General features: G+C 69.1%; 12 protein-coding genes. 11 read left to right on the forward strand and 1 reads right to left on the reverse strand.

The features are described 5' to 3' along the window. Positions 1-139 precede the first annotated feature (139 nt). Positions 140-2,395: an IPTL-CTERM sorting domain-containing protein gene (locus tag AC1RVY_RS19835; protein ID WP_492807856.1), complete on the forward strand. Its 2,256-nt coding sequence runs from the start codon at positions 140-142 to the stop codon at positions 2,393-2,395. A gap of 82 nt (positions 2,396-2,477) precedes the next feature. Continuing rightward, positions 2,478-2,933: a DUF2214 family protein gene (locus tag AC1RVY_RS19840; RefSeq protein ID WP_492807858.1), complete on the forward strand. Its 456-nt coding sequence runs from the start codon at positions 2,478-2,480 to the stop codon at positions 2,931-2,933. 48 nt (positions 2,934-2,981) lie between these two features. Here AC1RVY_RS19840 and AC1RVY_RS19845 read toward each other — a convergent pair whose 3' ends face one another. Next, the gene (locus tag AC1RVY_RS19845) at positions 2,982-3,311 is read right to left on the reverse strand and encodes a PsiF family protein (protein WP_218296751.1); all 330 of its coding nucleotides are present in this window, start codon (positions 3,309-3,311) and stop codon (positions 2,982-2,984) included. Positions 3,312-3,420: 109 nt separating this feature from the next. Between AC1RVY_RS19845 and argS the strand changes: the two genes are divergently transcribed. The 9 genes from argS to AC1RVY_RS19890 all read left to right on the forward strand — a co-directional run bounded on the left by argS (position 3,421) and on the right by AC1RVY_RS19890 (position 12,287). After that, positions 3,421-5,130 carry an arginine--tRNA ligase gene (argS, locus tag AC1RVY_RS19850; protein ID WP_369643614.1) on the forward strand — a complete coding sequence of 570 codons (1,710 nt, stop codon included), beginning with the start codon at positions 3,421-3,423 and terminating at the stop codon, positions 5,128-5,130. 9 nt (positions 5,131-5,139) lie between these two features. Further along, positions 5,140-5,784 (forward strand): SPOR domain-containing protein, encoded by a 645-nt coding sequence (locus AC1RVY_RS19855; RefSeq protein WP_369643613.1) that lies wholly within the window; start codon positions 5,140-5,142, stop codon positions 5,782-5,784. A 79-nt stretch (positions 5,785-5,863) separates the two neighbouring features. Continuing rightward, complete coding sequence (locus AC1RVY_RS19860; protein ID WP_218296754.1) at positions 5,864-6,520, forward strand: thiol:disulfide interchange protein DsbA/DsbL; 657 nt, start codon at positions 5,864-5,866, stop codon at positions 6,518-6,520. A 210-nt stretch (positions 6,521-6,730) separates the two neighbouring features. After that, a complete protein-coding gene (gene lptA, locus AC1RVY_RS19865) occupies positions 6,731-7,387 on the forward strand; it encodes a lipopolysaccharide transport periplasmic protein LptA (protein WP_218296755.1) in 657 nt (218 codons plus the stop codon). Next, the gene (gene lptB / locus AC1RVY_RS19870; RefSeq protein WP_218296756.1) at positions 7,384-8,169 is read left to right on the forward strand and encodes an LPS export ABC transporter ATP-binding protein; all 786 of its coding nucleotides are present in this window, start codon (positions 7,384-7,386) and stop codon (positions 8,167-8,169) included. Before lptA ends, lptB begins: the two co-directional genes overlap by 4 nt. Positions 8,170-8,341: 172 nt before the next feature. Continuing rightward, positions 8,342-9,931 (forward strand): RNA polymerase factor sigma-54, encoded by a 1,590-nt coding sequence (locus AC1RVY_RS19875; protein ID WP_218296757.1) that lies wholly within the window; start codon positions 8,342-8,344, stop codon positions 9,929-9,931. A 91-nt stretch (positions 9,932-10,022) separates the two neighbouring features. After that, the gene (locus tag AC1RVY_RS19880) at positions 10,023-10,505 is read left to right on the forward strand and encodes an acyl-CoA thioesterase (protein ID WP_492807862.1); all 483 of its coding nucleotides are present in this window, start codon (positions 10,023-10,025) and stop codon (positions 10,503-10,505) included. After that, positions 10,502-11,806 carry a THUMP domain-containing class I SAM-dependent RNA methyltransferase gene (locus AC1RVY_RS19885; RefSeq protein ID WP_218296759.1) on the forward strand — a complete coding sequence of 435 codons (1,305 nt, stop codon included), beginning with the start codon at positions 10,502-10,504 and terminating at the stop codon, positions 11,804-11,806. Before AC1RVY_RS19880 ends, AC1RVY_RS19885 begins: the two co-directional genes overlap by 4 nt. Further along, positions 11,796-12,287 (forward strand): putative toxin-antitoxin system toxin component, PIN family, encoded by a 492-nt coding sequence (locus AC1RVY_RS19890; RefSeq protein ID WP_492807863.1) that lies wholly within the window; start codon positions 11,796-11,798, stop codon positions 12,285-12,287. Before AC1RVY_RS19885 ends, AC1RVY_RS19890 begins: the two co-directional genes overlap by 11 nt. Positions 12,288-12,321 lie beyond the last annotated feature (34 nt).

The raw sequence follows: 12,321 nt of genomic DNA on the forward strand, positions 1-12,321 counted from the left end.
GCTGCTGGCGCTTGATGGGTGGGCGCTGGGGGCTATTTTTTGCATAGAACCCTGGCAGGGCCTTGTCCTCAGTTCTGAGGACATACAAAAGCGGCAGGCAACGGCAACATGGCGCATCTTCATCGCCACCAGCCCACCCATGCCATTCCCCTTCACCACCGCCCGCCTTGCGGGCCTGCTGCTGGCCGCCGCGGCTGCGCTGCCGGGCGCGGCCCCTGCGCAAGTCCTGTACGAAGGCTTTGACGACACCTTCACGCTATCGGGCAATGGCTGGGTCATGCAGAACAACAGCGCCCCGGTGGGCGCCATGGGCTGGTTCCAGGGCACCCCCATCTCTGCCTTGCCGGACCCCGGCCCGTTCGACGCCTACAGTGGCGCAGCCAATGCCTACATAGCGGCCAACTTCAGGAACACGGGCAGCAGCGGCACCATCAGCAACTGGCTGGTCATGCCGAACCGCACACTGAGCAATGGCGACGTGCTGACCTTCTACACGCGCAAGCCGGTCCCCAACCCAACGGACTACCCCGATCGCCTGGAAGTGCGCATGAGCACGCAGGGCGCCAGCACGGACGTGGGCACCACCGCCACCGACGTGGGAGACTTCACCACGCTGCTGACGAGCATCAACCCTGGCCTGGCGGCGGGCGGCTACCCCGCCGCCTGGACGCAGTACCGCATCACCGTGTCCGGGCTGTCCGCCCCCACCTCGGGCCGCGTCGCGTTCCGCTACTTCGTGACCGGCGCCGGCACCTTCGGCGCGAACGGCGACTACATCGGCATCGACGACGTGACGCTCTGCCCCGCCCCCGCCATGACGGCCACCGGCACGCCCGCCAACGGCACGGCCGGGGCCGCTTATGCCTACACGCTGGCGCAGGCCGGGGCGGTGGGCGGGTCGTCCTTCGCGGTCGCGGCGGGGGCGTTGCCGCCGGGTCTGGTGCTGTCGGCTGCAGGCGCCATTTCCGGCACCCCCACGGCCACGGGCACGTTCAGCTTCACGGCCACGGTGACGGACAGCCGCCACTGCTCGGCGTCGCTGCCCACTTCCATCACGGTGCAGGCAGGCAAGCCGCCCCCGCCGGCCAGCGCCACCGCCACCGCGGGCGACGCCGAGGCGACGGTGGACTGGAGCCCGGAACGGTGGGCGGACGCCTATGGGGCCCCCATCACCAGCTACACCGCCACCGCCGTGCAAGATCCCGCCAGATCCTGCACCGTGACCGGCTCCGGGCACAGCTGCACCGTGGCGAACCTGGCCAATGGAACAAGCTACACGTTCCGCGTGGTGGCGCACAACGGATCCCCCACGCAACCCGATTCGGACGCCGCCGTGACCAACGCGGTCACGCCCCTGGGCGCGCAGAGCATCACCTTCCTCCCCGCCACCATCCCCGCGCAGGCTGCGGGCACCACGCTGACCCTGGGCGCCACGGCGACGTCGAACCTGCCCATCACCTACAGCGCCACGGGCGCGTGCAGCGTGGCGGGCAGCGTGGCCAGCTTCAGCGGCGCGGGCTCGTGCACGCTGACGGCCAGCCAGCCGGGCGGCGGGGCCTGGGCGGCGGCGGCGCCCGTAGCGCGTACCTTTGCCGTGATGGCGGCGCCCACGCTGGCGCTGGCGGCCAACGCCAACCCCAGCGCACTGGGGGCCAGCATCACCCTCACCGCCACGTTCGGCAGCGCCAGCAACCCCACGGGCACGGTGAGCTTCAGCGCGGGCGGCCTGCCGCTGGCCTGCGCGGCCCCGCCCGCCATCACGGGCAGCGTGGCCGCCTGCACCGTCAGCGGCCTGCTGGTGGGCGCGCACGCCATCACCGCCAGCTATGCGGGCGATGCCAACAACACCAGCGCCACGGGCGGGCCTCTGGCGCTGACGGTGGGCCAGGCCAGCCTGGCGGTGCCCGGCGGCGGCATGGCGCAGGCCAGCATCTCCGGCGGCCCGGCGGGCTGCACCGTGGGCAGCCTGGCGCTGACCGCCGCCGCCCCGGGCGACAACCTGCCCGCAGGCGCGACCGCACCGCTGGGCGTGCTGCGCTTCACGGCCACGGGCTGCGCGGGTGCCACGCTCGCGGTGGCCATCACCTACCCCGGCGGCAGCCTGGCGGGGCTGGTGCCGCGCAAGTTCGGCCCCGCCGCGGCCGGTGCCACGGCGCTCTGGTTCCCGCATGGCGCGGTCAGCGGCGACACGGTGAGCTTTGCCGTCACCGACAACGGCACGGGCGACAACGACCCCGCCCCCGGCGCCATCGCCGACCCGCACGCCATGCTGCTGCTGGCCGCCGCCGCGCAGGCGATTCCTACGCTGTCCGAATGGGGCCTGCTCGTGCTGGCGGCGCTGCTGGGGCTGGCAGCGCTGCGCAGGTTTCAAGCCGGATCGGCCTCCAGCGCTTGATGAGAAAGCGCTGAAAGCTATCAAATCAGGAGTTTTTTCCGGATGCGCTAGCATTGCCAGTCCCATTGTCACGAGGCGCCCCATGCCCACTGAAGCCCTGCTGGCCTACGCCCACTTTCTGGCCATCCTGACCATGACCGTCTTCCTGGCCAGCGAGGCGGCCCTGTGCCGCAAGGAGTGGCTCAACGCCGCGGTGGTGGAGCGCCTGGCGCGGGTGGACATGGTCTATGGCATCTCCGCCATCGCCGTGCTGGCCACGGGCCTGGCGCGCACCTGGTGGGGCATGAAGGGCGCGGGGTGGTACTGGTCGCAGCCCCTGCTGCACACCAAGGTCACGCTGTTCGTGGTCATCGGCCTGATCTCCATCGTGCCCACGGTGCGCTTTCTGCGCTGGCGCAAGCAGCTGCGCGCCACGGGTGCGCTGCCCACCGAGGCCGAGGTGCGCGGCACGCGCCGCCTCGTGATGATCGAGGCTCACCTGCTGGTGGTGATTCCGCTGCTGGCCGTGTTCCTGGCGCGGGGCGTGGGCACGCGCTAGAAAGCACAAAGCCCCGCGTGCGGGGCTTTGTTTGGGGGCCAAGGTGTGTCAGGCGGGCTTGTTGCTCAGGCATTCCTTCATGAAGGCCTTGCGCTCGTCGCCCTTGAGGGTCTTGGCCTTGGGGTCTGCGTTGCAGGTCTTCATCTTGGTCTGCTGCTTTTCCTGCTTGTTGGCAGACAGGCATTCCTTCATGAAGGCCTTGCGCTCGTCGCCCTTCTTTTCCTTGGCGTCGGCATTGCAGGTGGCCATCTTGCTCTGCTGCGCGGTGGGCGCCTTGGCCGGCGCGGAGGCCGCGGCAGCAGGCGCGTCGGCGGCATGGGCCGTGGCCAGGGAGAGGGTCAGGCCGATGGCCGTCATCAGGGAAAGCAGTTTCTTCATGTAATGCTCCTGCGGGTAGGGGGATGGACGGCCCGGTGGACACCGGGCCATTCAGCATAACGCCACAGCGGCGGGATGGGATGACGGGGCGCCCCCGTAGAATCCCCGCATGCTCTCCGTCAAACAGGAATTGCTCGCGGCGCTCGCCGGCGAGCTGGAAAAATTGTCGCCCGGCACTGCCGGGCGCGCTGCGTTCGAATCCCCCAAGGTGGCCGCCCACGGCGACTTCGCCTGCACGGCGGCCATGCAGCTGGCCAAGCCGCTCAAGCTCAACCCGCGCGCGCTGGGCGAGCAGCTCAAGGCCGCGCTCGAGGCCACGCCCGCGTTTGCCCGCTGGGTCGATGCCATCGAGATCGCCGGCCCCGGGTTTCTCAACATCCGCCTCAAGCCCGCCGCCAAGCAGGAAGTGGTGCGCGAGGTCTTGGGTGCCGGAGACCGCTTTGGCTACCAGGCCGACAACGGCCAGCGCGTGCTGGTCGAGTTCGTCTCGGCCAACCCCACCGGCCCGCTGCACGTGGGCCACGGCCGCCAGGCGGCGCTGGGCGACGCGATCTGCAACCTCTTTGCCACCCAGGGCTGGAAGGTGCACCGCGAGTTCTATTACAACGACGCGGGCGTGCAGATCCAGACGCTGACCACCAGCACGCAGCTGCGCGCCAAGGGCTTCAAGCCCGGCGACGAGTGCTGGCCCACCGACCCGGAGAACCCGGCGTCCAAGGCGTTCTACAACGGCGACTACATCCAGGACATCGCCAACGACTTCCTCGCGAAGAAGACCGTCAAGGCCGACGACCGCGAGTTCACCGCCAGCGGCGACGTGGACGATGTGGAGTCCATCCGCCAGTTCGCCGTGGCCTACCTGCGCAACGAGCAGGACAAGGACCTGCAGGCCTTCAACCTGAAGTTCGACGAGTACTACCTCGAGTCGAGCCTGTACACCAGCGGCCGCGTCGAGGCCACCGTGGGCAAGCTCGTGGCCAACGGCAAGACCTACGAGCAGGACGGCGCGCTGTGGCTCAAGAGCACGGACTACGGCGACGACAAGGACCGTGTCATGCGCAAGAAGGACGGCACGTACACCTACTTCGTGCCCGACGTGGCCTACCACATCGCCAAGTGGGAGCGCGGCTTCACCAAGGTCGTCAACATCCAGGGCACGGACCACCACGGCACCATCGCCCGCGTGCGCGCCGGGCTGCAGGCAGCCGGCGTGGGCATTCCGCAGGGCTACCCCGACTACGTGCTGCACACCATGGTGCGCGTGGTCAAGGGCGGCGAAGAGGTCAAGATCAGCAAGCGCGCGGGCAGCTATGTCACGCTGCGCGACCTGATCGAATGGACCAGCAAGGACGCGGTGCGCTTCTTCCTCTTGAGCCGCAAGCCCGACACCGAGTACACCTTCGACGTGGACCTGGCCGTGGCGCAGAACAACGACAACCCGGTGTACTACGTGCAGTACGCCCACGCGCGCATCCAGTCGGTGCTGCGCGGCTGGGCCGAGCAGGGCGGCGGCGATGTGGCCTCGCTCCAGGGCGCGGACCTGTCGGCGCTCGAAGGCCCGCAGGCCCAGGCGCTGATGCTGCAGCTGGCCAAGTACCCCGAGATGCTCACCGCCGCCGCCGACGGCGAGGCGCCGCACGACGTGACCTTCTACCTGCGCGACCTGGCCGCCAGCTACCACAGCTACTACGACGCCGAGCGCATCCTGGTGGACGATGAAACCGTCAAGCGGGCCCGGCTGGCCCTCGTCGCCGCCACCGCGCAGGTATTGCACAATGGCCTGGCCGTGCTGGGCGTGTCGGCTCCGGCCAGAATGTAAGCAGTCACTATGAAGAAACAACAGACGGGTGGGACCATCATCGGCTTCATCGTCGGGGTCATCGTGGGCCTGGGGGCCGCACTGGCGGTGGCCGTGTACGTGACCAAGGTGCCGGTGCCTTTCCTCAACAAGGGCAACGGGCGGGGCGTGGACATGGATGCCGCCGAATCCCAGAAGAACAAGAACTGGGACCCGAACTCTCCGCTGTACGGCAAGAACCCCGCGCGTCCCCCCGCGCCGGCGGTGGCGGCGGCTTCCGCGCCCGCCTCCGTGGCGGCGCCCGAGGTGCGGGCGGCCGCCTCCGCGCCCAAGCCGGTTGCCAGCAAGCCCGAGGCGGCCAAGGCCGAAAGCAAGCCCGGCGCCGACCCGCTGGGCGATCTGGCCGTCGCCAAGGCCGCCGCCAAGGGCAACCTGGACCCGTTCGACTACTTCGTGCAGGCCGGGGCATTCCGTACCCAGGCCGATGCGGATGCCCAGCGCGCCAAGCTGGCCATGCTGGGCTGGGAGGCCCGGGTGAGCGAGCGCGAGCAAAATGGGCGGGCCGTGTTCCGCGTGCGCGTGGGCCCGTTCACCAAGCGCGATGATGCCGAGCAGCTCAAGGAAAAGCTCGACGGCGCCGGGGTGGAATCGGCCCTGGTGCGGGTGCAGCGCTGAACTGCCGCGCAGCGGGAGCTGAACTTTTTGCGGGGGCATGGCTCACATCCCCCAGACCAGAACCAGGAGAGTCTTTGCCATGAAACGCCGTGAGTTTTCTTTGTCCGCCGCCTCGGCGGTTGCCGCTTCCGCCCTGACGCTGCCAGTGGCCACCCCCGCGCTGGCCCAGGCCCGCCAGTTCAAGGAGGGCAAGGACTTCAAGCGGCTGGACAAGCCCGTGGCGCCCGATGCGCCCGCCGGCAAGGTCGATGTGATCGAATTCTTCTGGTACAGCTGCCCTCACTGCCACGCCTTCGAGCCCACGCTCGACGCATGGGTGAAGAGCGCCCCCAAGGACATGAGCATCCGCCGCATGCCCGTGGCCTTCAATGCCAGCTTCGTGCCGCAGCAAAAGCTCTACTACACGCTCGAAGGCATGGGCAAGCTCGACGCGCTGCACGCCAAGGTGTTCCGCGCCATCCATGTGGAAAAGCAGAAGCTGGCCAAGGACGACGAAATCCTGGCCTGGGTGACCCAGCAGGGGGTCGATGCCGCCAAGTTCAAGGAGGTCTACGGCTCCTTCACCGTGTCCAACCAGGTGCGCCGTGCGTCGCAACTGCAGGACGCGTATGGCGTGGAAGGCGTGCCTTCCATGGGCGTGGCCGGCAAGTACTACACCGATGGCACCATGGCCGGCAACATGCAGAACGTGCTGCAGGTGGTGGAGCACCTGGCCGCCACGGCGAAAAAGGGGTGACGCCTCCTTGAAGGAAGCGTGGCCCTCGTGAGCCGCCTTCCTGCCCAGGGGAACGCACCCGGCGGCCCGGCAGCGCCGGCTCCACGGGTGCAGGCGGCGGCTTCCAAGCGCCGACGGCCTCGGATGCCCCAAGAAGAAGCCCGCGGATGCGGGCTTTTTTCATGGCGCGCGCCGTGGGGTGGCTACAATGACCTGCAAGATTCGTGCCCTATGAACTACCGCATCCTCCCCCACCTCCTGCTTGTCGCCCTGGCCTGCCATCTGGGCGCGGCGCACGCCGAAAAGGCCGACCGCGCCAAGCCCATGAACATCGAGGCCGACGCCTTGCGACACGATGAGCTCAAGCAGACCAGCGTGTTCTCGGGCCGCGTGGTCATGACCAAGGGCTCCATCGTGCTGCGCGGCGCGCGGCTGGACGTGCGCCAGGACGCCGACGGCTACCAGTACGGCGTGGTCACGGCCGAGGCGGGCAAGCGGGCCTTCTTCCGCCAGAAGCGCGATACCGTGGCCGGCGCGCCGGACGAGTTCATCGAAGGCGAGAGCGAAGTCATCGAGTACGACGGCAAGGCCGACAACGTGCGCTTCATCACCCGCGCCGAACTGCGCCGCTACCGCGGGGCGGTCCTCAGCGACGAGATCACCGGCGCCGTGATCGTCTACAACAACCTCACCGATGTGTTCACCGTGGACGGCAAGCGCACCCCCGCGACCAATGCGGCGGGCGATGCGCCCGCGCCCGGCAGCCGGGTGCGGGCGGTGCTCGCGCCCAAGGACCCGCCCGCCGGTACCGCCGCGCCGGAGGCCGCGCCCCCGGCATCGGCGCCGGTGCTGCGCCCCAGCAACAGCCTTGGCGGCGGCTCCAAGTGAGCGCGCAGCCCGTCAGCCCCGGTCCTGACACCCAGGCGGGCAGCCGCCTGGAGGTGCAGCACCTGGCCAAGTCGTATGGCAGCCGCAAGGTCGTCAAGGATGTGTCGCTGGTCGTGCAAAAGGGCGAGGTCGTCGGGCTGCTCGGCCCCAACGGCGCGGGCAAGACCACCTCGTTCTACATGATCGTGGGCCTGGTGCGCAGCGACGCGGGCGACATCCGCATCGACGGCCATTCGGTGGCCCACATGCCCATCCACCGCCGCTCGCGGCTGGGGCTGTCCTACCTGCCGCAGGAAGCCTCCATCTTCCGCAAGCTCACGGTCGAAGAGAACGTGCGCGCGGTGCTGGAGCTGCAGCGCGCGGACGACGACGGCAAGCCGCTGTCGCGCGAGGCCATCGAAGAGCGTCTCACGGCCTTGCTGCAGGAGCTGCGCGTGGACCATCTGCGGGCCTCGCCCGCCATGGCCCTGTCGGGCGGCGAGCGCCGCCGCGTCGAGATCGCCCGCGCGCTGGCCACGCAGCCGCGCTTCATCCTGCTGGACGAGCCCTTTGCGGGCATCGACCCCATCGCCGTGATCGAGATACAGCGCATCATCGGCTTCCTCAAGGCGCGCGGCATCGGCGTGCTCATCACCGACCACAACGTGCGCGAGACGCTGGGCATCTGCGACCACGCCTTCATCATCAGCGATGGCCAGGTGCTGGCCCAGGGCACGCCGTCCGAGATCGTGGACAACGCCGAAGTGCGCCGGGTGTACCTGGGCGAACATTTCCGCATGTAGACATGGCCTCCACGCTTGTCATTTCGTGTACTGCGCTGCCCCCCGAGGGGGCCTTCGCGCCTTGGGGCGGCCCGGCGGCGCGGTACGGTACCCCCACGCTCCCCGCTGCGCGTGGTTCGCTGCCCCCCGAGGGGGCCTTCGCGCCTTGGGGCGGCCCGGCGGCGCTCAATCAATGAAACCTGGACTCTCGCTGCGTGTCTCGCAGCATCTTGCATTGACCCCCCAGCTTCAGCAGTCCATCCGGCTGCTGCAGTTGTCCACGCTGGAACTCTCGCAGGAAGTCGAGCAGATGCTCGACGAAAACCCGTTCCTCGAACGCAACGCCGACGAGGCGCCGCGCGAGGAGTTTGGCCTGGAAGCCGCCGATACGCCGGCCCAGGCCGACGACTACAGCGCGGATGATGCTATTTTTTCAGGAGCTACCAGCGCAAGCAGTACCAGCGCTGAGGCTCAAAATGATGCTGAAACACCGAGCGCGGGCGCCGACGAGCCCGACTGGAGCGGCGACGGCACGGTGGAGATGGCGCCCAACGACGCCGAGTGGGGCGGCGACGCCCCCGCCCGCAACCGCAACGACGCCGAAGGCGACGAGGCCGACGCCACCGAGCTGGCCCGCACGCACGAATCGCTGACCGCCTTTTTGCACCGACAGGCGCTGGCGCTGCGCCTGTCCGAGATCGACCGCGCCGCGCTGCGCTTCCTGATCGAATCGCTCAACGACGACGGCTACCTGGAGGATCCGCTCGAAGAGCTGGCCATCAGCCTGGCCGGGCCCGACGACCTGGAGCAGATCGAGGAGCTGGTGCACCGCTTCACCGTGGCACAGCGGCTGCTGCAGAGCCTGGAGCCCGTGGGCGTGGGCGCGCGCGGCCTGGCCGAGTGCCTGACGCTGCAGCTCAAGGCGCTGGCCGCCGACGAGGACAGCGACATCGACCCCGACACCGTGCAGACCGCGCTGCGCGTGTGCCAGCAGCCGCTGGAGATGCTGGCGCGGCGCGACGTGCGCCGCCTCACGCAGGCCTGCGGCGACAGCGAGGAGCGCACCCGCGCCGCCATGGCGCTGATCGCCCGGCTGGAGCCGCGCCCGGGGCGCCGCTTCGCCGACGTGGAGCGCAACATCATCATCCCCGACGTGATCGTGCGCAAGGCCGGGCGCGCCAATGGCCGCGACGGGCAGCACAACTTCATCGTGCAGCTCAACCCCGACGTGATGCCGCGCCTGCGCGTGCACGACATCTATGCCGGCGCCCTGCGCGGCCACAAGGGCGGCGAGGGCCACCAGGGCATGCAGCAGCGCCTGCAGGAGGCGCGCTGGTTCATCAAGAACATCCAGCAGCGCTTCGACACCATCCTGCGCGTCTCGCGCGCCATCGTGGAGCGGCAGAAGAACTTCTTCACCCACGGCGAACTCGCGATGCGCCCGCTGGTGCTGCGCGACATCGCCGACGAGCTGGGCCTGCACGAGTCCACCATCAGCCGCGTGACCACGGCCAAGTACATGGCCACGCCCATCGGCACCTACGAGCTCAAGTACTTCTTCGGCTCGGGCCTGGGCACCGAGACCGGCGGCAATGCGTCGAGCACCGCCGTGCGTGCCCTCATCAAGCAATTCGTGGCCGCCGAGAGCCCGACCAAGCCGCTGTCCGACAGCCAGATCGCCGAGATGCTCAAGGAGCAGGGCATCGAGTGCGCGCGCCGCACCGTCGCCAAGTACCGCGAGGCGCTCAAGATCGCGCCGGCGAATCTGCGCAAGGCGCTGTAGGCGCCGTGCGGGCGTGTGCGCGGCGCATGCGCCTGGTGGCCCGTTTTTCCGCTCCGTTGCCGTCTTTCCCCCTTACTTCGCCACCCCGTCCATGGCCCGCATCGTCTTCGACCTTCCCGCGCACTTCGGTTTCGCCACCGAAATGCAGATCTACATCAGCCACGTCAACCAGGGCGGGCACCTGGACAACGCGCAGCTGCTGAGCCTCGTGTCCGAGGCCCGGGTGCGGTTTTTCCAGTCACTCGGCTACCCCGAGGCCGACGTGGGCGGGCTGTCCATCGTGGTCGGAGACATCGTGGCGCAGTACAAGTCCGAGGGGTTCCACGGCGAGACCATGCGCGTGGAGATGGCGCCTGCGGACTTCAACCGCTATGGGTTCGACCTTGTCTTTTGCATGACCGAGAAGACCTCGGGCCGAGAGGTGGCGCGCGGCAAGATCGGCATCGTTTTCATCGGCAAGGCCGACCGCAAGGTGGCGCCGATCCCGGACTCCATCCGCCAGTTGCTGCTGGCCCGTGCCGGCGCGCCGGATTCACACGCACTTTCCGAGCGCGTATCCTCACCATCGTCATGAATCAACTCCAACTTTTTCTCCCTTGCGCCGCCGGTGTGGAGGGCTTCCTGGCCGACGAGGTGCATGGCATCACCGGCCTCACGGGGCAGGACCTGCTGGTGGGCCGGGGCGGCGTGCTGCTGCGCGCCTCGTGGCGCGACGCGCTGCTGCTGAACCTGCACAGCCGGCTGGCCCAGCGCGTGCTGGTACAGCTGGCGCACCGCCCGTACCGCTCCGAGAACGACCTCTACGCCGCCGCCAGCGACGTGGCCTGGGAAATCTGGTTCACCACGCGCCAGACCTTCAAGGTCGAGGTGACCGCCCAGCACAGCCCGCTGCAGAGCCTCAATTTCGCGGGGCTCAAGGTCAAGGACGCGGTGGCCGACCGCTTTCGCGCCAAGAGCGGCGTGCGCCCCGACGTGAACACGCAGTGGCCCGACGTGCGCATCCACCTGCACCTGACCACCGACGAAGCCACCATCTACATCGACACCTCGGGCGAGCCGCTGTTCAAGCGCGGCTGGCGCGAGGACAAGGGCGACGCCCCGCTGAAGGAAACCCTGGCCGCTGCGATGATCGCCGCCAGCGGCTGGGACCCGCACGGTGACAACCCCCAGCCGCTGTACGACCCCTGCTGCGGCAGCGGCACCATCGCCATCGAGGCCGCGCAGATCGCCTGCCGCATTCCGGCGGGCAGGCTGCGCCGCTTTGCGTTCGAGAAACTGCTGCCCTACCAGGCCCATGTCTGGTCTGCTATTAAAAATGAAGCTGAAGGCGCAATACAGACAAGCGCTGTACCTATTTTTGGCAGTGACGTCGCCTTCCGGATGGTGGATTTCGCCGAGCGCAATGCCGAGCGCGCCGGCGTGGCGGGCGCCGTGCAGCTGCGCGGAGGCGATGCGCTGCAGCGCATGCCGCCGTGCGAGCAGCCCGGCGTGATGCTCCTGAACCCCCCGTACGGCGAACGCATCGCCGCGGCCGGTGCCGCGGGCCGCAATGCCAGCGAGCGCGCGGCCGACCGTGCCCAGGGCCTGGCCGTGGGCCGTGAAGAAGCCCATACCGACGATGGCGGCGAGTTCTTCAGCCAGCTGGCCGCGCACTGGAAGAAGAACTACAGCGGCTGGACGGCCTGGATGCTCACGCCCGACCTCAAGCTGCCCGGCAAGATGCGCCTGAAGGAGTCGCGCCGCGTGCCGATGTGGAACGGCCCCATCGAATGCCGCATGTTCCGCTTCGACATGATCAAGGGCGCGGTGCGCGACCGCGGTGCCAAGGCGCCGCCCCAGGCGCCCGATGCCGGCGGCCCGCGCGATGCGGGTTGAGCTTTCGCTGCCCGCCGAGGCCGCTGAGGGCGAGCCCGCGCGCCCCGTGGTGGTGGACACCAACGTGGCGCTGGACCTGCTGATCTTCAGCGACCCGCGTACCGCGCCGCTGCGCACGCTGCTGGCCCAGGGGCGCCTGTCATGGATCGCCACGCAGGTCATGCGCGATGAGCTGGAGCGGGTGTTGGCCTACCCGCACATCGCAGAGCGCATGGACTACTACCGCGTGGACGCGGCGCAGGTGCTGTCCGCGTTTGATGTGCAGGTGCAGCTGGTGGATGTTGCGCCCAAGGTGGCCTATGTGTGCAAGGACGCGGACGACCAGAAGTTCATCGACCTGGCCGCCGCGCACCGGGCGATTTTGCTGAGCAAGGACAAGGCCGTGGTCTGCATGCGCAAGCGGCTGCTCGCGCTGGATGCGCACGTGGCGACGGCGCTGGTGCTGCAGCCCGCCGCCGAGCCAGCGTCTGCCCTGGCCTGACGGAGGCCGCGCACGGCGGGGCGCACAGGCCCCG

This window comes from Acidovorax sp. GW821-FHT11A03 (assembly GCF_058809075.1).